The sequence below is a fragment of the Fontimonas thermophila genome, assembly GCF_900113085.1.
GTDB lineage: Bacteria > Pseudomonadota > Gammaproteobacteria > Nevskiales > Nevskiaceae > Solimonas > Solimonas thermophila.
This window is the reverse complement of sequence record NZ_FOOC01000002.1, coordinates 132,097-156,506: the sequence shown is the minus strand read 5'-3', so window position 1 is coordinate 156,506 and position 24,410 is coordinate 132,097. Positions and strand designations below refer to the sequence as shown.

The 24,410-nt window shown below is 63.6% G+C and carries 27 protein-coding genes; 6 read left to right on the top strand and 21 right to left on the bottom strand.

Features of this window, described 5'->3' with window-relative positions; genetic code table 11:
• Window positions 1-35: 35 nt before the first annotated feature.
• The 20 genes from tolB to BMZ48_RS02285 form a co-directional block, all read right to left on the bottom strand.
• Entirely contained in the window at window positions 36-1,322 is a 1,287-nt protein-coding gene (gene tolB, locus BMZ48_RS02380) for a Tol-Pal system beta propeller repeat protein TolB (protein ID WP_091531239.1), read from the bottom strand.
• A gap of 72 nt (window positions 1,323-1,394) precedes the next feature.
• Window positions 1,395-2,291 (bottom strand): cell envelope integrity protein TolA, encoded by an 897-nt coding sequence (gene tolA, locus BMZ48_RS02375; RefSeq protein WP_091531234.1) that lies wholly within the window; start codon window positions 2,289-2,291, stop codon window positions 1,395-1,397.
• Window positions 2,291-2,713 (bottom strand): protein TolR, encoded by a 423-nt coding sequence (gene tolR / locus BMZ48_RS02370; RefSeq protein WP_091531233.1) that lies wholly within the window; start codon window positions 2,711-2,713, stop codon window positions 2,291-2,293. The genes tolA and tolR overlap by 1 nt, the downstream gene beginning before the upstream one ends.
• Window positions 2,714-2,722: 9 nt before the next feature.
• A complete protein-coding gene (gene tolQ, locus BMZ48_RS02365) occupies window positions 2,723-3,403 on the bottom strand; it encodes a protein TolQ (RefSeq protein WP_091531230.1) in 681 nt (226 codons plus the stop codon).
• Window positions 3,404-3,546: 143 nt separating this feature from the next.
• Window positions 3,547-3,975: a tol-pal system-associated acyl-CoA thioesterase gene (gene ybgC, locus BMZ48_RS02360; protein ID WP_091531226.1), complete on the bottom strand. Its 429-nt coding sequence runs from the start codon at window positions 3,973-3,975 to the stop codon at window positions 3,547-3,549.
• Complete coding sequence (ruvB, locus tag BMZ48_RS02355) at window positions 3,972-5,006, bottom strand: Holliday junction branch migration DNA helicase RuvB (protein ID WP_091531223.1); 1,035 nt, start codon at window positions 5,004-5,006, stop codon at window positions 3,972-3,974. The genes ybgC and ruvB overlap by 4 nt, the downstream gene beginning before the upstream one ends.
• Window positions 5,003-5,590 carry a Holliday junction branch migration protein RuvA gene (ruvA, locus tag BMZ48_RS02350; protein WP_091531221.1) on the bottom strand — a complete coding sequence of 196 codons (588 nt, stop codon included), beginning with the start codon at window positions 5,588-5,590 and terminating at the stop codon, window positions 5,003-5,005. The genes ruvB and ruvA overlap by 4 nt, the downstream gene beginning before the upstream one ends.
• Window positions 5,587-6,102, bottom strand: coding sequence for a crossover junction endodeoxyribonuclease RuvC (ruvC, locus tag BMZ48_RS02345; protein ID WP_091531218.1), 516 nt, complete (start codon window positions 6,100-6,102; stop codon window positions 5,587-5,589). Before ruvC ends, ruvA begins: the two co-directional genes overlap by 4 nt.
• Window positions 6,099-6,812, bottom strand: coding sequence for a YebC/PmpR family DNA-binding transcriptional regulator (locus tag BMZ48_RS02340; protein WP_091531215.1), 714 nt, complete (start codon window positions 6,810-6,812; stop codon window positions 6,099-6,101). The genes ruvC and BMZ48_RS02340 overlap by 4 nt, the downstream gene beginning before the upstream one ends.
• A gap of 16 nt (window positions 6,813-6,828) precedes the next feature.
• The gene (locus BMZ48_RS02335; RefSeq protein ID WP_091531210.1) at window positions 6,829-7,407 is read right to left on the bottom strand and encodes a YfaZ family outer membrane protein; all 579 of its coding nucleotides are present in this window, start codon (window positions 7,405-7,407) and stop codon (window positions 6,829-6,831) included.
• A gap of 38 nt (window positions 7,408-7,445) precedes the next feature.
• Window positions 7,446-8,882, bottom strand: coding sequence for a dihydrolipoyl dehydrogenase (gene lpdA / locus BMZ48_RS02330; RefSeq protein ID WP_091531207.1), 1,437 nt, complete (start codon window positions 8,880-8,882; stop codon window positions 7,446-7,448).
• Between the two features lie 192 nt (window positions 8,883-9,074).
• Window positions 9,075-9,953, bottom strand: coding sequence for a metal-dependent hydrolase (locus BMZ48_RS02325; RefSeq protein ID WP_091531203.1), 879 nt, complete (start codon window positions 9,951-9,953; stop codon window positions 9,075-9,077).
• Window positions 9,954-10,076: 123 nt separating this feature from the next.
• Entirely contained in the window at window positions 10,077-11,093 is a 1,017-nt protein-coding gene (locus BMZ48_RS02320; RefSeq protein ID WP_091531200.1) for an AraC family transcriptional regulator, read from the bottom strand.
• A 195-nt stretch (window positions 11,094-11,288) separates the two neighbouring features.
• Entirely contained in the window at window positions 11,289-11,642 is a 354-nt protein-coding gene (gene rplS / locus BMZ48_RS02315) for a 50S ribosomal protein L19 (RefSeq protein ID WP_091531889.1), read from the bottom strand.
• 23 nt (window positions 11,643-11,665) lie between these two features.
• Window positions 11,666-12,409 (bottom strand): tRNA (guanosine(37)-N1)-methyltransferase TrmD, encoded by a 744-nt coding sequence (trmD, locus tag BMZ48_RS02310; protein ID WP_091531196.1) that lies wholly within the window; start codon window positions 12,407-12,409, stop codon window positions 11,666-11,668.
• A gap of 1 nt (window position 12,410) precedes the next feature.
• Window positions 12,411-12,935: a ribosome maturation factor RimM gene (gene rimM, locus BMZ48_RS02305; RefSeq protein ID WP_091531192.1), complete on the bottom strand. Its 525-nt coding sequence runs from the start codon at window positions 12,933-12,935 to the stop codon at window positions 12,411-12,413.
• 5 nt (window positions 12,936-12,940) lie between these two features.
• Entirely contained in the window at window positions 12,941-13,192 is a 252-nt protein-coding gene (rpsP, locus tag BMZ48_RS02300; RefSeq protein WP_091531190.1) for a 30S ribosomal protein S16, read from the bottom strand.
• Between the two features lie 63 nt (window positions 13,193-13,255).
• Complete coding sequence (locus BMZ48_RS02295; RefSeq protein WP_091531187.1) at window positions 13,256-13,819, bottom strand: TlpA family protein disulfide reductase; 564 nt, start codon at window positions 13,817-13,819, stop codon at window positions 13,256-13,258.
• Between the two features lie 3 nt (window positions 13,820-13,822).
• Complete coding sequence (gene ffh / locus BMZ48_RS02290; RefSeq protein WP_091531184.1) at window positions 13,823-15,187, bottom strand: signal recognition particle protein; 1,365 nt, start codon at window positions 15,185-15,187, stop codon at window positions 13,823-13,825.
• A gap of 42 nt (window positions 15,188-15,229) precedes the next feature.
• Window positions 15,230-16,000, bottom strand: coding sequence for an MBL fold metallo-hydrolase (locus BMZ48_RS02285; protein ID WP_091531180.1), 771 nt, complete (start codon window positions 15,998-16,000; stop codon window positions 15,230-15,232).
• Window positions 16,001-16,097: 97 nt separating this feature from the next.
• Between BMZ48_RS02285 and BMZ48_RS02280 the strand changes: the two genes are divergently transcribed.
• Both BMZ48_RS02280 and BMZ48_RS02275 read left to right on the top strand, forming a co-directional pair.
• Window positions 16,098-16,883: a cytochrome C assembly family protein gene (locus tag BMZ48_RS02280; RefSeq protein WP_091531177.1), complete on the top strand. Its 786-nt coding sequence runs from the start codon at window positions 16,098-16,100 to the stop codon at window positions 16,881-16,883.
• Between the two features lie 90 nt (window positions 16,884-16,973).
• Complete coding sequence (locus BMZ48_RS02275; RefSeq protein WP_091531173.1) at window positions 16,974-18,266, top strand: HlyC/CorC family transporter; 1,293 nt, start codon at window positions 16,974-16,976, stop codon at window positions 18,264-18,266.
• 82 nt (window positions 18,267-18,348) lie between these two features.
• Here the strand turns inward: BMZ48_RS02275 and radA are convergent, their stop codons facing one another.
• Complete coding sequence (gene radA / locus BMZ48_RS02270) at window positions 18,349-19,704, bottom strand: DNA repair protein RadA (protein ID WP_091531170.1); 1,356 nt, start codon at window positions 19,702-19,704, stop codon at window positions 18,349-18,351.
• A 105-nt stretch (window positions 19,705-19,809) separates the two neighbouring features.
• Between radA and BMZ48_RS02265 the strand changes: the two genes are divergently transcribed.
• The 4 genes from BMZ48_RS02265 to BMZ48_RS02250 are packed head-to-tail and all read left to right on the top strand — an operon-like array spanning window position 19,810 to window position 24,357.
• Entirely contained in the window at window positions 19,810-22,476 is a 2,667-nt protein-coding gene (locus tag BMZ48_RS02265) for a CHASE2 domain-containing serine/threonine-protein kinase (protein WP_234981480.1), read from the top strand.
• A gap of 6 nt (window positions 22,477-22,482) precedes the next feature.
• Window positions 22,483-23,304, top strand: a complete 822-nt coding sequence (locus BMZ48_RS02260) for a Stp1/IreP family PP2C-type Ser/Thr phosphatase (RefSeq protein ID WP_091531163.1) — start codon at window positions 22,483-22,485, stop codon at window positions 23,302-23,304.
• Between the two features lie 2 nt (window positions 23,305-23,306).
• A complete protein-coding gene (locus tag BMZ48_RS02255) occupies window positions 23,307-24,011 on the top strand; it encodes an FHA domain-containing protein (RefSeq protein WP_091531160.1) in 705 nt (234 codons plus the stop codon).
• A gap of 55 nt (window positions 24,012-24,066) precedes the next feature.
• Complete coding sequence (locus BMZ48_RS02250) at window positions 24,067-24,357, top strand: hypothetical protein (RefSeq protein WP_091531157.1); 291 nt, start codon at window positions 24,067-24,069, stop codon at window positions 24,355-24,357.
• The last annotated feature ends 53 nt before the right edge of the window (window positions 24,358-24,410 follow it).

Below are 24,410 nucleotides of genomic sequence, written 5' to 3'. Positions count from 1 at the left end.
GGCTCCTTCATTTTTAGGTTGAAGCTCAACACTCATCAGCGGATCAAAGGAGACCACGCCGGCTCGCGGACATCTCCGCTGGCCTGGCGCAGACTCTGGCGCACCCTGCCGTCTACGGAGACGGTTGCAAGCTCGGCACCGCGCGCCCCTTGGGTCGCATAAATGACCACGGCCCCGCCCGGTGCAAAACTCGGGCTTTCATCCAGAGGGCCGTCGCTGAGCAAGCGCATGTCTCCGGTCGCCAGGTCGAGCAGGCCGATACGATAGCGCCCTCCCTCCAGATTCACCAGCACGAGCGAGCGACCGTCCGGCGAGTAACTCGGCCGCAGATTCTGGCGACCCTGGAAAGTCAGCCGGCGCGGGTCACCGCCCTCGATGCCGATTTCATAGATCTGTGGCTGCCCGCCACGATCCGAGGTGAAGGCGATCTTGGTGCCATCCGGCGACCAGGCTGGCTCGGTGTCGATACCGTAATGGTCAGTCAGACGCCGGCGCGTGCCGCTGCGCAGGTCGATGATGTAGATATCTGGGTTGTTCTCGAACGACAGCGTCAGCGCAAGATAGCGGCCATCCGGGGAAAACACCGGCGAGCCATTGATCCCGCGTTCGGACACCAGGCGTTTGACCTCGCCGGTCGCCAGCGTATGCAGATACACCGCGGAACGCCCGCGCTCGTAGCCGACGTAAGCGAGCTGCTTGCGGTCCGGTGACCAGGCCGGCGACATCAGTGGCTCGCGCGAAGTGGCGACCACGCGCGGATTCTCGCCATCGGAATCGGCCACAATCAGCTGGAAGGTCCGCTGGTGACTCAATCCGGTTGCCGACACATAGGCGATCTTGGTGTTGAAATAACCCGGCTGACCCAGCAGCTTCTCGTAGATCAGATCGGCGATCTGGTGGGCGACATAGCGCATCTGGTCGATGCTGCGCGCCGGCACGTCATACCCCATGATCTGCTGGCCGCTGATGCTGTCGATCAGAAAGAAACGGGCGAAATATCCCGTATCGCTGCGCGCCACTTGCCCGACCACGACGTTGTCGATGCCTTGCGCACGCCAGGTCGCGGCATCGACCTGTGCCGGCGTATTAGGCCTTTGCAGCATGTCGCGCCGCGGCAGCGCCCGGAACCGCCCGCTGCGTACGAGGTCGTTCTCCACCACCTGCGCGATGTCGAGCTGGACATCGGGCACCTGTGAGAAAGGCACGATGGCGATCGGCAACGGCGCCTCGGCGCCGCCAGTGACGGTGATTTCCAGTTCTGCGTGTGCGGCCGGAAAAGCGGCCAGGAGCAGCAGCGCCGTCCAGTATCGGATCGATTTCATAAGCTTGGGAGTTCTACGCGGGATTCATGAAGGAAGGCTGAATGGGACAGCATAGAGAGTTCGCGCGCGCCTTCAGCAGGCATCCGGTGAAGGACAGAACGTCGCCCGGATCGAACGCTCGAACAGATCCGGACGCGGCGGCGGTGGCAAGGGGCTGGCTTTGAGTACCGCGTTCTCGACCGAGCGATCCAGGACCGGCGATCCACAACTGCGCACGATGCGTGCGCTGACGACCTCACCGCCCGGAATCTGTTCGATCTGGACGAGGCAATTGAAACGCTCCGCCGAGCCGGGAGGACGCTGCCAGTTGCGACGGATCTTTTCGACGATAGCCGCCTCCCACGGCGCCTGCGCCGCGCGGCGCTCCGCGGCTGCACGCGCGGCCTCTTCCTCGGCCAGCGCACGTGCGATTTCTTCACGCCGGCGGCGCTCCTCGGCTTCGCGCTGCTGCCGGATCCGCTCCAGCTCCTTGCGTTCTTCTTCGAGTTGGCGCTGACGTTCTTCTTCGATCAGCCGGCGCTGCGCTTCCTCCTGCTGTCGCCGCAGCTCGTCCTGGCGGCGTTTTTCCTCTTCGGCTTTCCTGCGCTCTTCTTCGAGCCGCCGGCGCTCGGCCTCGGCCTTGAGCTCGAGCTCCTCACGCTTGCGGCGCTGCTCTTCCTGCAGCTTGCGCTTTTCTTCCTCGGCTTGCTTGCGCATTTGCTCTTCGGCAGCCTTGCGCTGCTGCTCCTGCCTGCGCTGCTCTTCGAGCTTTTGCCGCTCGAGTTCGCGCTGGCGGGCCTCTTCTTCCTGACGCTGGCGCTCGAGTTCGCGCTCGCGCGCCTGCGCCTGCTGATAGGTTTCGCCGACGATGACCGCCTGAATCACCTGCGGCGGTGGCGGTTTGCGGTGGAAGAACGCGCTGGCGAACAGCAACGCGAACAGCAGCAGATGCAAAACCGCTGCAAGAAACAGATAACGACGCTCGACCATCAGCGCCTGGATGTTTGCTCGCGCGGCTGGGTCACGAAGCCGATCTTGCGAGCCCCACCCTGCTGGAGCAGGGCCATGCCATGGGCGACGTGCTGGTAAGGGACGCGCGCATCACCCTCGACAAGAATCAGCTTGTCGGGCCTGGCACGGATGATCGCACCGATACGCTCGACGACTTCCTCGTCGCTCAGTGGCACACCCTGCTTGTCGCCGACATTGAGCATCAGCTCGCCCCGCGCGGTCACGGACAGCACGACCTCGTCCTCCTGTGAGCTGAGCGAGGCGGCATCGGCCTCCGGCAACTCGACGTCGATGCCCTGGACGAGCAGCGGTGCGGTGACCATGAAGATGATCAGCAACACCAACATCACGTCGATATAGGGAACGACGTTGATGTCGGAGGACAGTTTGCGCTTGGCCATGCGACCGCCTCAGCTCTTCTGGCCGTGGCGCAAGCCGCGATCGATGATGCCGATCATCTCCTCGGCGAAGGTATGGAAGCGCGTTTCCATGCGTTCGACCGCGCGCGTGAAGTAGTTGTACGCGATCACCGCGGGAATCGCCGCGAACAAGCCCATGGCGGTCGCGATCAAGGCCTCGGCAATGCCGGGGGCGACGGTGGCCAGCGACGCCTGCTTCATCGCGCCAATCGAGATGAACGCATTCATGATACCCCAGACAGTACCGAACAAACCGACATAAGGGCTCGTCGATCCAATCGTCGCCAGCAGGGCAAGGCCACCTTCGAGCCGCTCGACCTCGCGCACCTGGGCAACCCGCATCTGACGCTGCACTGCGGCGATGACATCATCGTGATCGCCACGGCCACCGGTCTGCTGGCGGGTGTATTCCTCGTAACCGGCGATGAAGATCGCCGCAAGCCCGCGGTTCTCGCCGCGGCGTTGATGTTCGTATAGGTCGGCGAGATTGCCGCCGCTCCAAAAACGATCCTCGAACTGATCGGCCTCTTTGACGGCCTTGGCCAGCAACCTGCGCTTGGAGAAGATCACCGCCCACGAAAACACCGAAGCACCCACGAGCAGCAACAGCACGATCTGCGCCAGCACACTGGCCTGCAGGATCAAATGGAGCGGGGACATGTCAGCGTTCATGGGATGTGTTCTTGTATCGACCAGCGCAACGGCGTTGCGGATGCGAACGGCGCAAAGGGGCCGCAAACAGGGGGCAAACATTATCACAGCCGAATGCCTAGACTGTAGTCGTGGACATAGAATGTTCCACCACCTCACGCTTCTTATCCGCGAGCCCGGATCCAGGCTTCGACGGCGCTTTTGAGGGCCCCGGGCAAGGGCCTCGGGCGAAAGTCCGACACATCGACACACCCGACCCTGACCTCGGCACGCGTCAAATAGCCATCCTCGTCCTGGCGCACCAAGGTTTGCGCGAAGGTCAGGCTGGCGCGACGAAGCATCGGCACGCAGGTCAAGACTTCGAGCCGATCGTCGAGCCGAGCGGGACGGCGGAACTCGATGCGCAAGTCGGCGACCGTGAACACCACCCCGGACGTTGCGCGTAAGGTCTGCTGCTGTAAACCCAGCTCGCGTAGCCATTCGGTCCGCGCGCGCTCGAACCAGCGCAGATAGTTGGCGTGATAAACCACACCGCTGGCATCCGTATCCTCGTAATACACCCGCACCGGATGGCGGAACACCGCTGTGCTCATGATTCGAACAGATCGGGCGTGCCCAACCGGTCTGGCATTTTCAGGCCATAGTGCTCATACGCGGCTTTGCCAGCGATGCGGCCACGCGGGGTGCGCAACAGATAGCCTTGCTGGATCAGGTAAGGTTCGATGACGTCCTCGATGGTATCCCGCGCCTCACCGATGGCGGCGGCCAGATTGTCGATCCCGGCCGGACCGCCGTCGAACCGTTCGATCAAGGTCATCAGCAAGCGCCGGTCCATCAGATCGAACCCATTGCTGTCGACATTGAGCAAGCGCATGGCCTCGGCGGCGATCGCAGCGGTGATGACCCCATCGCCACGCACCTCGGCATAATCGCGGGCACGCCGTAGCAGGCGGTTGGCGATACGCGGCGTACCGCGCGAGCGGCGTGCGATCTCCGCTGCACCGCCCTCATCGATCGGCGCCTTGAGGATGCTGGCGCTGCGCAGGACGATGCGTGTCAGATCCGACTCCGAGTAAAACTCCAGGCGCTGGACCAGCCCAAAACGATCGCGCAGCGGACTGGTGAGTGCACCGGCCCGCGTGGTCGCACCGACGAGCGTGAACGGCGGCAAATCGATGCGGATGGAACGGGCGGCCGGACCCTCGCCGATGACGATGTCGAGCTGGTAGTCCTCCATCGCCGGATACAGCACTTCCTCGACGATCGGAGAAAGACGGTGGATTTCGTCGATGAACAGCAGATCGCGCGGCTCGAGGTTGGTCAGCAGCGCCGCGAGATCGCCCGGACGCTCGAGAACCGGCCCGGAGGTCTGACGCAGGTTCACCCCCATCTCGCTGGCGAGAATGTGTGCGAGCGTGGTCTTGCCCAAACCCGGCGGACCGAAAATCAGCACATGGTCGAGCGCATCTCCACGCCGGCGCGCAGCCTCGATGGCGATGCTCATCTGCTCGCGTACGGCAGGTTGGCCGACATAATCGGCCAGGCGCTGCGGACGGATCGCACGCTCGATCCGCTCCTCGTCGCTGCCAGCACGGGCGGACATCAGGCGTTCGGACTCGCTCATCGCACGGCACGCCGGAGCGCCTCCTGGATGATTTGCTCGGTGCTCATACCCTCCTTATACACGGCTTGCGTGAACCGCTGAATCTCGGCGGGCTTGTAGCCCAGCGCAGCGAGGGCATGGCGTGCCTCTTCCAGTGGCGAATCCGCGGCAAGGCCCGGCACGGCCATCGGCTCGGGAGCAGCAGCTCCAGATCGATCGCGCATCTCGACGACGAGACGCTCGGCCGTCTTGCGCCCGATCCCCGGCAGCTTGGCCAACCGCGCGATGTCGCCCGCGCGCACCGTGGCCCAGAATTCGTCAACGCCGACACCCGAGAGCACGGCCAGCGCCAGCTTGGGACCGACGCCGGAGATACGGATCAGCTCGCGGAACAAGGCTTTCTCGGTGATCGTCGCAAAGCCGAAGAGCAGGTGTGCGTCCTCGCGCACCGACAGATGCGTGTGCAGGCTCACGTTCTCCCCGATCGCCGGCAATTTGTAGAACGTGGACATGGGCGCTTCGATCTCATACCCGACACCGCCGACATCGACAATCAGAACCGGCGGCTGCTTGAACAGCAGACGCCCGGCGATGCGACCGATCATCGACGCCTCCAGGAACGGGGAAACGGCACACCGGCCCGCAGATGCGTACTGCGAACCTGGGCATGCGTGAGCGCCACGGCGAGTGCGTCGGCCGCATCGGCCGCGAGCCGGTTGTTCAGCCCCAACAATATCCGCACCATATGCTGCACCTGCTCCTTCTCGGCGCGGCCGCTGCCGGTGAGCGCCATCTTGACCTGGCTCGCCGCATACTCGGCGATCGGCAGCCTGGCGCGTGCGACGACGCACAGGGCTACGCCACGCGCCTGTCCGAGCACCAAGGCACTGCGCACGTTTCTGCTGACGAAGACCTCTTCGAAAGCCACCTCCTCAGGCGCATATTCGCGCACGAGCGCGCTGAGCTGCGTGTCGATCGCGACCAGCCGCTGCGGGATCTCGCCATCCCCGGCCGCGATGCGCCCGCTCGCGACATGGCGCTGCTGGCCATGCCCGACGTCGACGATACCGTAACCCGTCCAGCGGGAACCGGGATCGATGCCGAGAATACGGGTCACGCGAGATTGGAATAGACCTTCTGCACGTCGTCGAGGTCCTCGAGTGCGTCGATCAGCTTGTTGACCATCTCGGCCTGCTCACCGGAAACCGTCACCGTCGTCGCTGGCCGCATCGTGACATCGGCTTGCAGCAGCGGTAGCCCCAGCCCCTCGAGGCTTTTCTTCACGCGCTCGAGCGCATCTGGTGCGGTGAGCACCTCGGTATAGCCGTCCTCGTTGAGGACGTCGTCGGCACCGGCTTCGAGTGCGGTTTCGAGCACCTTCTCCTCGAGTGCCGGATCACCACGGGTCTCGAGATAGATCTGCCCGACTTGCGAAAACAGATACGCTACCGCACCACTGGCTCCCAGGTTGCCGCCGTGTTTGCTGAACGCATGGCGCACGTCGGCGACGGTCCGCGTCGGATTGTCGGTCATGCAATCGACCATGATCGCGACACCACCCGGCCCATAGCCCTCGTAGCGGACTTCCTCGAAATGATCGGCGCCAAGCTCGCCGGTTCCACGCTTGATCGCGCGCTCCGCGGTGTCCTTCGGCATATTCGCCGCAAAAGCCTTTTCGAGCACCAGACGCAGCCGCGGGTTGCTGCGCGGGTCGCCACCGCCAGTGCGGGCGGCGACGGTGATTTCGCGGATGAACTTTGTAAACAGCTTGCCGCGGCGGGCGTCTTCTGCGCCCTTACGCGCGGCGATGCTTGGACCTCGCCCCATAAACCCTCTGCACCGCTCAGAAACTCAGACGCATTCCTACGTGCAAGCCGTTGTCAGCGGTGATGTCGCCACCGTTTTCCAGACGCAGGTTGACATTGCGGTAGCCGATATAGACCGATGCACTCCTGATGACCTGATAATCCAAACCCGTACCGATTTCGTAGTACTGATCGAACTCACCGAAGCTCAGCACCTCGGGCGCGTAATAGCCGTATACCGACAAACCGAAGCGTTCATAACCCGGATATCGCGCCTCGGCCTGGCCGCCGAGGGCAAGAGCGCCACCGCTGTCATGGTCGCGACCGACATAGACACCGCGCAGCCCCAGGCCCGCGGCGAGCTCGAACTGCTGGGCTCCGGCATCGCCGGTGACCAAGGCACCGACATGGGTCACGAGCAGGTCATCGTCGCGCTCGGGGCGGACGATCACACCGACGTCATACTGCCCCTTGGTGCCCTCGAATGCGCGCGACAGCGGGCCGTACAAAGCACCGCGCACACTGCCATCGCCGACCGAGACATCGATGATCTCGGCGTGTGCGGCCGTGGCCAGCATCAGCGCGGAAACGCCCAGCATTCCCAGAATCTTCGTCATGAGTTTGTCCCCCGAACCGTAGGCTATGGATAACACCACTACTTCTTGGGCTTGTTGACGGCATGCACGGCGCGGCCGTCGACGAGCAGCACTGCTTCGTGAAAATTTTCGGAGAGCGTCGGATGGCCATGCATGGTCAGCGCAATATCCTCGCAGGTGGCCGCGAACTCGAGAGCCAGTACAGCCTCGGCGAGCAGCTCGGAGACATACGGACCGACCATGTGCACGCCGAGGATACGGTCAGTCTTGGCATCGGCGATGACCTTGATCGAGCCTGCGGCCTGTTCCATCGCCTTGGCACGGCCATTGGCGGCGAACGGACCCAGGCCCGTCTTGACCTCGTGCCCTTTGGCTCTGGCCTGCTCTTCCGACAAACCCACCCATCCGATCTCCGGCGCGGTATAGACCACGCTCGGCACCGCATTGTAGTTCACCTGCGTGTGGTGACCGGCAAGCTGCTCGGCGAGAGCCACGCCTTCCTCGATGCCCTTGTGCGCGAGCATCGCCCCCCCGATGACATCCCCGATCGCATAAACACCGGGCACGTTGGTCCTGTAATGTGCATCGACCTTGACGAAACCGCGTTCATCGAGCTGCACGCCGATCTGCTCGAGCCCGGCGCCTTTCGTATACGGCCGGCGGCCGACGGCGACGATGAGCTTCTCGAAGCGCTCGCTGCTGCGTTCGCCGTTGAGTTCGTATTCGACGGTGACATCCTTGCCATTGTTCTTGGCCGACAGCACCTTGGCACCGAGCCGGATGTCCAGCCCCTGCTTGGTCAGGTGACGCAGCGCCTCGCGCGCGATCTGCGCATCGACCATCGGCAGAAAATTCGGCAGCGCCTCGAGGATCACGGTCCTGGCCCCCAGGCGGCTCCAGACACTGCCCAGCTCGACGCCGATCACGCCGGCCCCGATGATTCCAAGCGTCTCGGGGACCTCGGTGAAATCGAGCGCCCCCCAGGAATCCACGATCCGTTCGCCGTCGAATGGCGCGATCTTCAGATTCACCGGCTCGGAGCCGGTGGCAACAACAATGTGCCGTGCCTTGAGCACCTCCGTTGCGCCATCGTGAGCCTTGAACTCGACCCGGCCTTCACCGAGCAGGCGCCCCGTCCCATGCAGCCCGGTGACCTTGTTCGCGGCAAACAACGTCTTGATCCCGCCGGTGAGCTGTCGCGACACCGACTGCTTGCGCTGCTGCATCTTGGCGAGATCCAGCGTGAGCGTGCCGCTGCCGATGCCGTGCGCTGCGGCCTCGTGCCGCATGCGGTAGTAGAGCTCCGAGGATTCGAGCAGGGCCTTTGAGGGAATGCATCCCGCATTGAGGCAGGTACCCCCGAAAGCCGGCGTGTTGTCCTTGTTCAGCCAGGCATCGATGCACGCAGTCTTAAACCCGAGCTGGGATGCACGGATTGCACAGGGATAACCGGCGGGTCCGCCGCCGATCACGACGACATCGTATTCGTTGCTCATGTCGCTCCTTGTTGGCCGCACGCATTCTAACGGCCCCGGTGTGCGGTCGCCATGCGTGCAAACCCGCACACCGGCCCCACCGGCAGATCAGCGTTTCGGCGTCGAGCGCAATGGATGCAACGCGAGCAACAAGCCGGTCATAGCAGCCTGTAAGTCGGTTCCAGCCTGTCAGTTTCAGCCTGACCCGGTCCGTCAGGCTGCTGCTGCGAGCACACGCCCCATCACCGCGTCGGCGGCCGCGATGGCATCGCCGCGGTGACGTTCGAAGGCACGGGTCCACTCGTGGTAGAGACGCATGTCGCCATGTTTCCACGGATGGAACCCCGGTTTGAAATAGGCGAGGTAATGCGGCAGCAGGCGCGGATACAACCCACCTGGGCCATAGAGCCACCACAGCCCCCGCAGCCAGACGCGCAGGCGGTTCTTCACGCCATCGACTTTGAACATATGCGCCATGATCAGGAATACATGCAGCGGGAAGCTCAAGGACACCTGCAGCATGCTCAGGATGCGCACGAGATACCCGCCTCTGGCGACTTTCTGGAACACGTCGAAGGCCACCGCCTTGTGTTCGATTTCCTCGACTGCATGCCAGGCGTACATCGCGCGGATGCGCGGGTCGGCCTTGGCGAACATGGGGTTGGAGAAAAAACCGTGTGCCATGAGCGCGGTCATGTGCTCGGCCGCTGCGGTTTGTCCAAGCGTATAGACGGGCGGGAAACGCTTGCGGAAAAAGCCGAACATGATCTCTTTCTGCCGCTGCAGGATGTGATCGACGGCGATGCCCTGGGCTTTGAGGCGGTCGTTGAAGCGCGTATGCACGATGCCGTGCTGGCCCTCTTGATAGATGAAATCCTTGACCTGCGCCTGGAGGTCTGGATCGGTGATCTGGTCACGGTAGTCGCGCACGCAGGCGATGAAGAATTTCTCCCCTTCCGGGAACAGCAGCGACATCGCATCAAAAAACCGCGTCTTGAACGGATCGTTGTCGAACCAGTAGCGGGGGATGTCACCGTCGAGCCCGAAATCCGGTCCCTTGCGCGGCGTGATCCGCCGTGTCGCTTGATCCATACACCAGCTCCTGCAATCGGGTAGCAAGCCGACTCTAATGCCGTGCCCCGGTGCACGCTATGACCGCCGGCGACGCCCGAGGAACAAATCGCGACAGCATCAAAACATAGCCGGTTCCAGCGCTTAGCGGCGATTGCGAAAGCTGCTGGGGCTCACCCCAGCCCAGCGCGTGAAGGCGCGGGTAAAGCTGCGCCGGTCGGAAAAACCCAGGCGCTCGCTGATCGTCTCCAGGCTCAAATCGGGCCGCTGCAGGTCGCGCAGGGCCATGCGGTAACGCACGCGGTCGAGCAGCGTGCCGAAGGATTCGCCCTCCTGCCGCAAACGGCGCTGCAACGTTCGCGGATGTAAACCCAGATGCCGCGCGACCGCCTCGATCCCGCGTCCCAGCAACTGCGGATTTTCCTCATAGGCGGCCTCAATGGCCGCAACGATGCCCGTGCGCCGCGGCATTTGCGCAAGCCGCTGGGCGATACGCCGCTCGGCCTGCTCGTGCAGCTTTGGGAAGCCGCCCTCCAGCGGCGTATCGAGATGATGACGCGGCAGTTCGAGCGCATTGACCGGCTGATCGAAAAAGACCGGCACCCGAAAGTACGACGCGTAACAGGCAGCATACGGCGGCGCCGAATACCGGAAACGCAGCCGCGCAAACCGCTCCAGATCGCCTGCGAGCATGCGCCCAAACTTGGTCACCGAGGCAAAGATTGATTCGATGAAGTAACGATCCTGCCCGGTCACCGCACGTTCGCCGACGAGCACGAGTGCCGCCGTCTCTCCCTCCTCGTGGAGCCGGAAATCGATCATCGGATTGATCAATTCGCGGACCCAGTCGAATACGCGCAAGGCATCGCGCAAAGTCGGACTCGTCGCCAGAAAAGTACCGATATCGGGAAGATAGTCGAACGCAAAGGTCTCCCCGAGCATGAACGGGAAATGCTGCGCACGCGAGGCTGCGACACAGGCCTCCATGACCTGGCCGAGTAGCGGCGGACTGATCGTCGCCTCCTCAAGGTGCAGCAAATCGGTCTGGATCCCCAGGCGCGCAAAAATCGGCTCGATGTTGAACCCACAGGCCGTCGCCGCCTTGACCCAGTTGGGCAAGGTGATGAACGGAACCGGTTGTTCATGCAGCGGTGGCAACATGAAGCACAGTATGCCGCAGTGGAATCCGTACCCGTCGGCATCACCGCCACCTTGCCTCCGAATCCTACCGTGGCGACTGGCACATGCACCACGGCTAGCCCAGGCCCTTGAGGCCACCAGGCGCAAGCCTGCGAACGCAAAAAGCCCGCGGCCCACGGCCGCAGGCTTTTATGAAAGAACAATGTGATCTATTGATTATACAAGCTTTTCTGTGATCCGAGCGGCCTTGCCCGAGAGCCCGCGCAGATAATAGAGCTTGGCGCGGCGCACATCACCGCGGCGCTTGACGGTGATTTCGGCTACCTGCGGGCTGTAGGTCTGGAACACGCGCTCGACACCCTCGCCATGCGAGACCTTGCGCACCGTAAACGCCGAGTGCAGGCCGCGGTTGCGCTTGGCGATGACCACGCCCTCGAAGGCCTGCAGACGCTCGCGGTCGCCCTCCTTCACCTTGACCTTAACCTCGACGGTGTCACCGGCTCGGAAGTCCGGAACCTTCTTGGTCATCTGCTCCGCTTCGATCGCGGCAATGATTTTGTTCGTGCGCATCGTCGTCACCCACATCACTACGGTTACCCGTCGATTCGCTGTTCGGAGATGAACTCCCCGAGCAGCGTCCTTGCCTCTTCGTCCAGCTTGACCTCCGCAAGGAGATCAGGCCGTTTCAACCATGTCTGCCCGAGCGCCTGCTTCAGGCGCCAGCGCGCGATACGCGCGTGGTCGCCGGACAGCAACACCTCCGGCACATCCTGCCCGCGCCAGGTTTCCGGGCGCGTGTAGTGCGGATGGTCGAGCAGTCCGTTTGAGAACGAATCGTTCTCCGCCGACTGCGCGTGCCCCAGCACTCCGGGCAACAGTCTGGCGATGGCGTCCACGACGACCATCGCTGCCAGCTCGCCGCCCGACAACACAAAGTCGCCCAGCGACAATTCCAAATCCACACATGTCCGCACGAAGCGTTCGTCGAGCCCCTCGTAACGTCCGCAGAGCAGGATCAAACCCTGCTCGCGGGCCAGCCGGTGCGCCCAGGCCTGGTCGAAGCGTTCACCCTGCGGCGAAAGCAACACCACCTTCGCCTCACCAAGCGCCGCCTTCGCGGCCGCAACGGCCGCGGCCAGCGGACCGGCCTCCATGACCATGCCCGGACCACCGCCGTAAGGCCGGTCATCGACCCGGCGCCAGCGGTTCTCGCTGTAATCGCGCAGATCGCGCGCCTGCAGCGACAACTGCCCGTTCTCGACGGCGATCCTCGGCATACCATACCGCACGACCTGTTCCACGAGTGCCGGAAACAGGCTGATCACCTCGATTTTCATCTCAGTAATCCAGCTCCCAGTCGCAGATGATGCGACCGGCCGCCAGCTCCACCCGCTTGACGATGTGCCGGCGCACGAACGGGATCAGCCGCTCCACGCCCGCCTCGTCGACGACCACCAACACGTCCTGTACACCGTTGCTCGTCATGTCCTGTACGGTGCCGAGCAACGTGCCGGACGGATTGACCACGGTCAGACCGATCAGATCGACCCAGTAATACTGCCCCTTCGGCAGCCTGGGTAGATCTTCGCGATCCACCGCGATCTCGGCACCGATCAGCCGGGAGGCCGCGTCACGGTCATCGATCACCCGTCCCGCCGCATCCTCGATCTGTGCCACCACGCCGCGTCCATGCGCGTGGCCCTGGATTTTCCGCACCTCGACATCCTGCCCGTTGTGCCGGAGCCACCAGCGCGGGTAGTCGAGGATCTTCGTAGGCGGACGAGTCTGCGAGTCGATGCGCAGCCAGCCCCGCACGCCATACACCCCGGCGACGCGGCCCAGCGTCAGCCGGCGCCCTGCCATCGTCCTCAGGCAGCCTTGGCCGCGGCCTGCTTGATCAGGTAGGCCACGCGCTCGGACACCTGCGCGCCGTTCTTGCGCCACTGCTCGACCTTGCCCAGGTCAATCACGAGCTTTTGCTCGGCACCCCTGGCGTTCGGATTGTAGGAGCCGAGGCGCTCGATGAAACGGCCATCCCGCGAACTGCGCTTGTCGGCCGCAACGATGTGATAGAACGGACGCTTCTTGGCGCCGGCACGAGCCAGTCGAATCGTGACCATGTCGATATCCAATGACAAAAGCGGCACCGGGCCGCTGAAAGGCCGCGTATTGTAGCGACTCTGCTACGGATTTCCAGTGCTTTCGGAGGCTTGTGCGTTCGCCTCCGGCGCGCGCAGCAAGGCGAACACACGCATGCGCAGATCGTCGCCGAACGTGGGACCGTAGCCGTGATAGATCTGGTTGATATGGCCGTTGGCATCGACGAGAAAAGTCGCCGGCAGACGCCAGACACCGTAATTGCGGGAGGCGATACCAACCGTGTCGACCACGACCGGGTACGACACCGGTCGCGCCTGCAGAAAACGGCGGGCATCCTCGAGCCGCTTGTCCAGCCCCACCGCCAGAATTTCGAAACGGTCGCCCAGACCCTGGGCCTGCACTTCACGGCGCAAGGCGTCGAGCCGCGGCATCGATTCGATGCACGGCCCACACCAAGAAGCCCAGAATTCGACCACCAGTACCCGCCCCTGCAGCGTGCTGACCTTGGCATTCGGCGGACCGTTGATGACCACCCCCGCAGCTTCCGGCGCGCGGATGCCCGGACCGATCTCTCCGGCGCGCGCCGCTGTGCTCAGTGCGGCGAACAACAGGGTCGCAAACAGGCGCAGGAACACGGACGGGTGCAAGTCTCAACGCCGGGGCAAGATGCCGGGAGGCAGACGCCCGGCCATCGAGCGCATCAGCTTGGCCATACCGCCGCTTGCGACCTTTTTCATCATCTCGCGCGTAGTCTCGAACTGGCGCAGCAGGCGGTTGACCTCCTGGACCTCGACGCCGCTGCCGGCGGCGATGCGACGTTTGCGCGAAGCCTTGATCAGATCGGGATGACGGCGCTCCTGGATCGTCATCGAGTTGATGATGGCGATCGTCCGGCGCACCTGCTTGTCGGCATCGATGTGCTGGAGCTGCGCCTGTATCTGCGCTCCCCCGGGCAGCTTCTCCAGCAGCGAAGCCATGCTGCCCATCTTCTGCATCTGCAACATCTGCTCGCGAAAATCCTCGAGGTCGAAGCTCTTGGTCTTCTTGAGTTTTTCGGCAAAGCGGGCGGCCTTTTCGTGATCGACCTTGCGGACCGCCTCCTCGATCAAACCCAGCACATCGCCCTGCCCCAGAATGCGGGCAGCGATGCGATCCGGATGAAAGACCTCGAGCCTGTCGGTCTTCTCGCCGGTGCCGATGAACTTGATCGGCTTGCCAGTGACCTGACGCACCGACAGCGCCGCACCGCCACGGGCATCGCCGTCGATCTTGGTCAGCACGACGCCGGTCAGCGGCAACACGTCGGCGAACGCGCGCGCCGTCTTGGCGGCATCCTGGCCGGTCATGCTGTCGACGACGAACAGGGTTTCGACCGGATCGAGCGCCGCATGAAGGGCCGCAATCTCCTTCATCATGGCCTCATCGACCGTCGTACGTCCGGCGGTATCGACGATCAGCACATCGACGTACTGCCGCCTGGCCTCGGCCAGCGCATTCTGCGCGATGGTGACGGGATCCTGCCCGACGGCGGATGGAAACACCTCGACCCCGACCTGCCCCGCGACGATGCGCAGCTGCTCGATCGCCGCTGGACGGTAAACGTCGCAGGAAACGACCATCACCTTTTTCTTTTCCTGCTCCTTGAGCAGGCGTGCGAGCTTGGCGGTGGTCGTGGTCTTGCCTGAACCCTGCAAGCCCGCCATCAGGATGATGGCCGGCGGCTGCTGGCGCAGATTCAAGGGCTCCGGCCGGCTGCCGAGCGTCTCGGTCAGCGCCTGCTGGACGATGCGCAGGAATTCCTGGCCCGGAGTCAGCGACTGGGTGATTTCGGCGCCCAGCGCCCTCTGCCGCACGTGCTCGATGAAGTCCTTCACCACCGGCAGGGCGACATCGGCCTCGAGCAGGGCCATGCGCAGCTCACGCGCGGCTGTGTCGATCTGATCCTCGGTCAAGCGCCCCTGTCCACGCAGCGAGTCGAGGACACGGGATAAGCGCGCAGTCAGATTTTCGAACATGGAAAAACGCCCCGGCGGGACGGCGTATTCTATTCGCGATACTCAGTCGAAGGCGATGGTATCGCCGCGGCGCAGATGCACGTAGTCCCAGCCGCGCAAGGCCGCCTTGCATTGTTTTTCGATGAGCGCCTCACAACCGGGTTTATGGTGGGTGAGATAAAGCCGGGGGCGGTGCTGGAGTTTCTGCAACTCGCTGCCGAGCAAGGCCGGCGTGAAATGTTTGGCGGCATAGCCCAGCGCCGCCTGTTCGTCGGGAAAGGCGATCTCGATGATCAACTTGTCCAGGCGCGGCAATTGGTTGAGAAAGTTCCACATGCCGTCGTCGGCGTAGGTATCGCCAGTGAATGCAAACACCCCACGGCGTCCCTCGATCGCATAGCCGACCGCAGGCACCGTATGCAGCACCCGAAACGGCGTCAGCCGGTGCTCCGGGCCGATCTCGAAAGCCTCGCCGATCCCGAGTTCACACCAACGCAGCAGCGGTGTCCGTTCATCGGGCAACTCGGCGAAATCCGGCCAGATCTTCCAGTTAAAGATGTGCTCGCGCAGCGTCGCCAGCGTCTCCGCAGTGGCGTGCACCTGGATCGGATGCTCGATCAAGCCGAACAGATTGTCGGCCATGAACGCAAGCCCGCAGACATGATCGAGATGGCAATGCGTCAAGAACACATGGCCGATGCGCCGCTGTTGGGCCAGGGACAAATCTCCGACGCCAGTACCGGCGTCGATCAGAAACGCCTCGTCGACGAGCAGGCTGGTCGTGCGCAGCCCCGGACCGACGCCGCCGCTACAACCGAGGATTTTGATCCGCATGCATGATTTGGAGTGGGTGCGCCGGGCATCGTAGCACAGCGGTTATGCGCCCCCGTGCAATGCCGCTGGTCACGCTGATGCAGTAAGCTGCACCGCCATGATCACCGCTTTCCTTGCCCTGCTCGTCTATGGCCTCGCTGGCCTGCTGGCAGCCAGGCGCCTGCAGGCACCCCCCTACGAGCGCTGGCTGCCGGCCCTTGCGCTGGCGCTGCACGGCTGGGCGCTCAGCCGTCACGTCTTGCATGGCGGCGCGATCACCCTCGGCATCAACGAGGCCCTCTCTCTATTCGCCTGGCAATCAGCACTGCTGCTGTGGGTGCTGTGCTTTCGCGAGCCCTTGCGCACGATGGGCGCGGCGGTGTATCCCGCCGCAGGTGTTGCCGCCATCATCGCCAGCCTATGGCCGACGCCGGTCAGTGACATCCCGATCGCCGACTGGAAAGTACGCAGTCATATTCTGCTGTCACTGTTCTCCGCGGGGCTTTTGACGCTGGCCGCCGTGCATGCCGGGTTGCTCGCCGCCCAGGATCGACTGCTGCGCGGACATCGCATGACGCAGCTGACGCGCGCCCTGCCGCCGGTGCAAACGATGGAACGTCTGCTGTTCCAGCTGATCGGCATCGGTTTTTTCTTGCTGTCGTTGACCCTGCTGTCCGGGCTATGGTTCATCCGCGACTGGCTGGCCCAGCACCTGGCCCACAAGACCGTGTTGTCGATCACCGCCTGGTTGATCTTCGGGGTTCTGCTGTGGGGTCGGCTGCGTTACGGCTGGCGCGGACGCACCGCGATCCGCTGGACGCTGGCCGGCTATGCGACACTCGTGCTCGCCTATTTCGGCAGCAAGCTTGTCCTCGAACAAATCCTAGGGAAACACTGGAGTTAGAAAAAACTCTTGAGGTTGGGCAGGTTGACAGCCCGGCACCTGTCCGTATAACAAGCAGGGCCGACACGGCCACCACGACTGACCGCGCTCTTGGACGACATCCCGTTATCCGCCTTGTTCGGATTGCTTTTCGCCCTGCTCGCCTGCTCGGCCTTCTTTTCCGGGTCTGAGACCGGGCTGATGACGATAAACCGCTACCGCGTCAAGACACGCGCCCAGAAGGGCGATCGCGGTGCGAAACTGGCACACGATCTGCTGCAGCGACCCGACCGGCTGATCGGCGCGATTCTGCTGGGCAGCAATTTTGTCAACACCCTCGCAGCCTCGGTCGCCACCCTGATCGGTCTGCGGCTGTTTCCTGGCGAGACGGGAATCGCCGTGGCCACCGGTGTATTGACGCTGCTCCTGCTGATTTTTGGGGAAGTGACACCCAAGACGCTCGCAGCACTGCACCCGGAACGCGTCGGCATTCCGGCGGCCTATGTGCTCTGGCCACTGCTGCGTCTGATGTATCCGTTGGTCTGGGGCGTCACGCTGATCGGCAACGGCATTCTGCGCCTACTTGGCGTATCGCAGGAGGATGCAGCCCAGCACAGCCTGAGCACCGAGGAGTTGCGCACCGTCGTCGCCGAAGCCGGCGCGATGATTCCGCAGCGCCACCAGAAAATGCTGCTGTCGATCCTGGATCTCGAGAAGGTCACCGTCGAGGACATCATGGTGCCGCGCAACGAAATCGTCGGCATCGACATCTCCGAACCCTGGCCAGCCGTCCGTGAAGCCATCATCAACAGCGAGCACACGCGCATTCCGGTGTTCGACGGGTCGATCGACAATCTCAAGGGCGTCGTCCACCTGCGCCGGGTCGTGCGGCTGGCCGCGGAAAACCAGCTCGACGTGCAAAGCCTGCTCGCCCTGGCGCGCGAACCTTACTTCATCCCCGAAGGCACCCCGCTGAACCAGCAACTGCTCAACTTCCAGAACCAGAAACGGCGCATCGGTTTCGTCGTCGATGAATACGGCGACATCCAGGGACTGGTCACCATCGAAGACATCCTCGAAGAAGTGATCGGAGAGTTCACCTCCGATCCGGCAACCCGGATCAAGAACGTCTACGCCGACCCGGACGGCAGCTATCGCGTCAGCGGCTCGGTGACGATCCGCAGTCTCAACAAGAACCTCGGCTGGAAACTCCCCACCGATGGGCCCAAAACGGTCAACGGCCTGCTACTGGAAAAGCTGGAGCATCTCCCGCAACCGGGGGCCAAGGTCGAAGTGGCCGGGTACCGATTCGAGATCACCGAAATGCGGGCCAACGCCGTCAAATCGACGCGAATCTGGCCGCCACAAACCCCGTTGCCCTCCACGGCACACAAGGCCGCATAGCGATCCAGTCTGCCGGCCGCAGCTGCGCCAACACACCTGTGCACGGCCATGCGCCCTGCTATGGCGTTTTTCTTTACGCCTGCTATAGCTGATCGAGGGCCTGACCGAGACGCGCAACTGGAATCACTTCGATCTCGACGCGACTGCCGCGCCGCGGTCTGTTCGCCTCGGGCACGATGGCCCGCTTGAATCCGTGCTTGGCCGCTTCCAGCAGGCGCTCCTCACCTGCAACGACCGGCCTGACCTCACCCGCAAGCCCGACTTCCCCGAACACGACCCAATCACCGGGCCACGGCCGCGAACGGAAACTGGACAGGGCCGCCAGCAGTACGGGCAGATCCGCGGCCGTCTCCTGGATACGCATGCCTCCGACGACGTTGGCATACACATCCTGGTCCCCCAGCGCGATACCGCCGTGACGGTGCAGCACGGCCAGCAGCATGTTGAGACGATTGCTCTCCAGCCCCAGCGTGACGCGCCGCGGCGTACCGATCAGCGAACGATCGACCAATGCCTGCACTTCCACCAGCAAGGGCCGGCTGCCCTGACGCGACACGGTGATCACACTACCCGGGACCGGCTCCTGGTGCCGCGACAGAAACAGTGCCGAGGGATTACTGACCTCCTTGAGCCCTGCATCGGTCATCGCGAAAACACCGAGCTCGTTGACCGCACCGAAGCGGTTCTTGATTGCACGCACGATCCGGAAACGCGAGCCGGGATCGTGCTCGAAATACAGCACCGTGTCGACCATGTGCTCGAGCACCCGTGGCCCGGCGATCGCGCCCTCCTTGGTCACATGGCCGACGAGAACGACGGCAGTCTGCGTCGACTTGGCGTGACGAACCAGCTGGGCAGCACACTCGCGCAGCTGCGACACCGAACCCGGTGCGGAGTCGAGCGCCTCGGTGTACAGGGTCTGGATCGAGTCGATCACGACCAATCCCGGCTTGAGTCGGTCCAGATGCACGAAAATCTGCTCGACCTGGGTTTCCGCCAGCACGGGCACGTCGAGATTGCCAAGCCCGAGCCGCTGCGCACGCAAGCGCACCTGCGCCAGGGATTCCTCACCGGTGACGTAGAGCGTCGGCAGCCGCGCCTGCAGTGCCGCCAACACCTGCAGCAGCAGCGTCGATTTGCCGATGCCGGGGTCGCCGCCGATGAGAATCACGGCACCCGGCACGATGCCGCCACCGAGCACGCGATCGACCTCGCTCATACCGGTGGAGGCGCGGGGGGTTTCCTCGACGTTGACCTCGTTTAGTCGCTGCACCCGGCCCGATGCCAGACCGCTGATCCCACCGCCACGCGTCGCGGATGGGCTGGCACGCGTCTCAACCAGGCTGTTCCAGGCACCACAATCCGCGCACTGTCCGACCCATTTGGCAGACGTCGCGCCGCAGCTTTGGCATACGTATTCGGTCCGCAGCTTGGCCATCGTGCTTCCGTCTCCAACGCACCCGGCGATCCGCGGGATTTTTTCGATTGCATGGGAAAAGCGTTAGTATCCAGCTTAACGCAAGTGGCACCGGGGGACAGTGCGGTGAAGGCCAAGATTTGGACGCAAGACTGGTTTGCCGCGGTCGCATTCACGCTGGTCTTTTGCATACTCGCCTTCGCGCTCTTCAGCAACGGCTTCGAATCTCTGGAGCGCTATACCTACGATCTTGGCGTGCGCGCTCGCGAACGTGCCCCGTCGGATCGCATCGCCATCGTCGCCATCGACGACGCCTCCATCCGCAATCTCGGCCGCTGGCCGTGGCCACGCGCACGCCAGGCCGAGCTGATCGACAAACTGCGGGAAGGCGGCGCCAAGGTGATCGCCAATACCGCCCTGTATCTGGAACCCGAGCAAAGCGGTGGCGGCGAGACACTCAAATCCCTCGCAGAGCAGCTCAAGCGCTCGCCGCTGACACAACAAATCCCTGCGGAAATCGAGTCCTTCGGCGTGATGCTCGACGATGCCGCGCGCTCGGCTCCCCAGCTCGCCGGTGTCGCACGCGCTTATGCCGACTCCACCCTCGCCCGCGATTACCGTCGGCTCATCTCCGGGCTACTGACGGCCGTCGACGGTGCCGCGCGCGATGGCGCCTCCGGCGATGCCCGCCTTGCGCGCGCATTGCGCGATCAGGGCCGCGTACTGCTGCCCATGGTATTCACCGTCGGACGTCCGCAGGGCCGCCCGGACGCCCCCTTGCCCGATTACGTGCGCCGCAACGCGCTGACCAACATCCAGGATCGCATCGGCGCACGCGCCGACGGTGCGCTGCCGCTCCCGACCCGGGAAGCGCAACCGCCGATCGCAGCGCTTGGCGAAGCAGCCAGCGGTATCGGACATCTCAATGTCACGCCGGACGTCGATGGTGCAGTGCGCTTCGAACCGCTGGTCCTGCAGTATTTCGATGAGTTCTATCCTTCGCTGTCCTTGATGGTCGCCGCCGCGGCGCTGAACCTTGCTCCCGCCGACATTGAAGTGCGCCTGGGCGAAGGCGTGGTGCTGGGCAACTTGCAGATCGCAACGAGCCCGGCGCTGCGCATGTACACGCACTTCTATCGGGATAATGCCGAACAACCGGCCTTTCCGGTGGACTCGGCTTACGATGTCATTGCGGGGAAGCTCCCCACGAGCAAGTACAAGGACAAGATCGTATTGATCGGCACCACCGCGGTCGGGACGGGGGACACCTTCGCCACGCCGGTCGATGCATCGACGCCGCCGGTCGTAACCCTCGCGCACACGGTCTCGAGCCTGCTGCAGGCGGACTTCTTCATCCGTCCGGCCTGGGCGCCGGCGGCGGAACTGGGCATCTTCGCGCTGCTCGCACTGTATCTGGCCCTGCTGCTCCCGCGTCTGAAAGCCACCGTCGCGGCCGTGCTGTCGCTGGCGCTGGCAGTGATGCTGATCGGCGCGCAACTCGGGCTGATGGCCAGCGCCGCGCTATGGCTCAAGCTCACCGTCGCCGCGCTCTTCCTGCTCACTGGTCATGCGTTCATGACGGTGAAGAAATTCAACATCACCGAGCGGCTCAAGCAAACCAGCGAGGCGGAGAGCGCCGAATCCAACAAGATGCTGGGCCTGGCCTTCCAAGGCCAGGGGCAACTCGACATGGCGTTCGAGAAATTCCGCCGCGTGCAGCCGGTCGACGACAAACTGCTCGACCTGCTCTACAACCTCGCACTCGACTTCGAACGCAAGCGCCAGTTCAACAAGGCCGAATCGGTCTATCAGTACATCGCCGGCTTCAACAAGGAGTTCCGCGACGTCCCGCAAAAACTCGCCCGCGCCAAGAAACTCTCCGAAACCGTCATCCTCGGCAGTGGCCCGGCCAGTAGCCATCCCGGCGGCACGCTGGTCCTCGACGCCACCCAGCAGATCGAAAAACCGATGCTGGGACGCTATCAAGTCGAAAAAGAGTTGGGCAAAGGAGCGATGGGCATCGTCTACATGGGGCGAGATCCCAAGATCGGACGCCAGGTCGCGATCAAGACGATGGCGCTGTCACAGGAGTTCGAGCCCGACGAACTCGCCGGCGTCAAGGAACGTTTCTTCCGCGAGGCCGAAACCGCCGGGCGGCTGACGCATCCCAACATCGTCTCCATCTTCGATGCCGGCGAAGAGCATGACCTCGCCTACATCGCGATGGAGTTCATCCGCGGACACGACCTGACCCGCTACACCAAACCCAACAATCTGCTTCCGGTCCCCGAAGTGCTGCGCCTGGTGGCCGAGGCGGCCGATGCGCTCGACTACGCACACAGCAACGGCATCGTGCACCGCGACATCAAGCCCGCCAACATGATGCTGGTCGAGGCCAGCCGCACGATCAAACTGATGGATTTCGGCATCGCGCGGATCACGGATTCGAGCAAGACCAAAACAGGCATGGTGCTCGGCACGCCAAGCTACATGTCGCCGGAACAGCTCGCCGGCAAGCGCGTGGACGGCCGTTCGGACCTGTTCTCGCTGGGCGTGACGCTCTACCAGCTCCTCACGGGCGCGCTGCCATTCCAGGCCGATTCGATGGCGACTCTGATGTTCAAGATCGCCAATGAACCCCATGCGCCGGTGACCGTCGTGCGTCCGGATCTGCCCACCGCGCTCGGCCCGATCATCGATCGCCTGCTGGCCAAGAATGCCGATGAGCGCTACCAGCGCGGCGCCGATCTCGCGCGCGATCTGCGCGCGGTCATGGCCGGCCTCGCCGCCTGACCGGTCATGGCCCTGAAAGGCAAAGTATCCACCGCGCTGCTGTCCGATACCGGACGCATGCGCCAGAACAACGAGGACGCCGTCGGCGAAGATCCCGATATCGGCCTGCTCGTGCTCGCCGACGGCATGGGCGGCTACAACGCCGGTGAGATCGCAAGCGGCATATCGGTGACCACGGTGCTCGACGTCGCACGCCGCCGCTGGCCGACGCTCAAGCATGGCGAGATCGACGGTGCAAGCGGCTACAGCGTCGAGTCGTTGATGCTCAAAGCAGCGGTCGAGGACGCGCACCGCACCATCTACGCCGTCGCGCAGAGTCAGCCGCAGTGCGCCGGCATGGGCACGACGATCGTCGCCTGCCTGCTTCATGACGATCGCGTTTCCGTGGCCTATGTCGGTGATTCACGGCTGTACCGCTTCCGCAAAGGCCGCCTCGAACAGATCACGCGTGACCACTCGCTGATCGAGGAACTGGTGGCCCGCGGCCACTACAACCGCGAGGATGCCAGCAAGCTCGTGCGCAAAAACATCGTGACACGCGCGCTCGGCGTCGAACCGGAGGTCTTGGTCGACGTGATCGAGGAAACCGTCGAGCCGGGAGACATCCTGCTCCTATGCTCGGACGGGCTCACCGACATGGTTTCCGATGATGCGATCGGCTTAACGCTCTCCAGACACGCTGATAATCTTGATCGGCTGGCCAGAGAACTGGTGGGCCTCGCAAACGAAAACGGCGGCAAGGACAATATCTCGGTCGCGCTGGCCCGTGTGAACGCCTCGTTCGCACGAGGACGGCGCTGGTATGAACGTCTGATGGAATGGTTCTGAACATGGGCAAGCTCATCGTCACCGACAGCAGCGGCCGCAGCCAGGAGTACGTGCTCGACAAGGAGCGCGTGACCATCGGGCGCCACCCGGACAACGACATCTGCCTCAATGACAAAGCCGTGTCCGGTCACCATGCCGTGGTCATCACCATCCTCCAGGATTCTTTTCTCGAGGATCTGGATTCGACCAACGGCACCCAGGTCAACGGCAAGCCGATCGCCAAGCATCCGCTGACGCATGGCGATGTCATCACGATCGGCCGTAATACCCTGAAGTTCGAGGGCGAGAAGGGGGCCGACGACGATTTCGAGAAAACGATGATCCTCAAGCCAGGCCAGTTCGGTGCGGCTTTCGACGCCCAGGTCAACAAGGCTGCCGCGCCGGCGGTGGGCAGCGCACCGGCAGCGAATCCGGCGGCCGCGCCGGGGCGACCGCCGCTGGGCAAGCTGCGCGTCACCAGCGGCGCCAACGCCGGCAAGGAATTGGAACTGTCCAAAGCCTTGACGACCATCGGAAAACCCGGCGTACAGGTGGCCGCGATCACGCGCCGCGCCGATGGCTACTACATCGTCCACGTCGGTGGCGACGGCGGCGGTCAAAGACCCCTGGTCAACGGCCAGCCTATCGACGTACAGGCGCGCAAACTCAATCACAACGACACGGTCGAACTCGTCGGCACGAAAATGGTCTTCATTCTGCAGCCGTAAGGTGCGCCCCTGCGCGCTGCGCCATTGACGCCCACTCTTTCGCTGGAGGATCCCGATGAACAGACTGCTGATGAGCGCCGCCGTCGCCCTCTTGGCTTCCTGCGCCTCCACGCCGCGTCCGCCCAACGCCGCACAGGCGATTCCGGAAACCTCGACACCCGTGCTGACCCGGGCCGCCGATCGGCCGTCCAACTGCCTCCTAGAAACCGGCAGCCGCATCCCGCGAACCGCCACTGACCCGTGCGTGGCTGCACCGGGACAGGTCTATACGCGCGAGGATCTCGACCGCACCGGCGCAACGACCACGGCCGAGGCGCTGCGCAAACTCTCCCCGTTGATCCGCTGAGACGGCTGCGCTGGCTGGCGCACCAGAAGCCAAGGCCGTGATCCGCAGAAAAA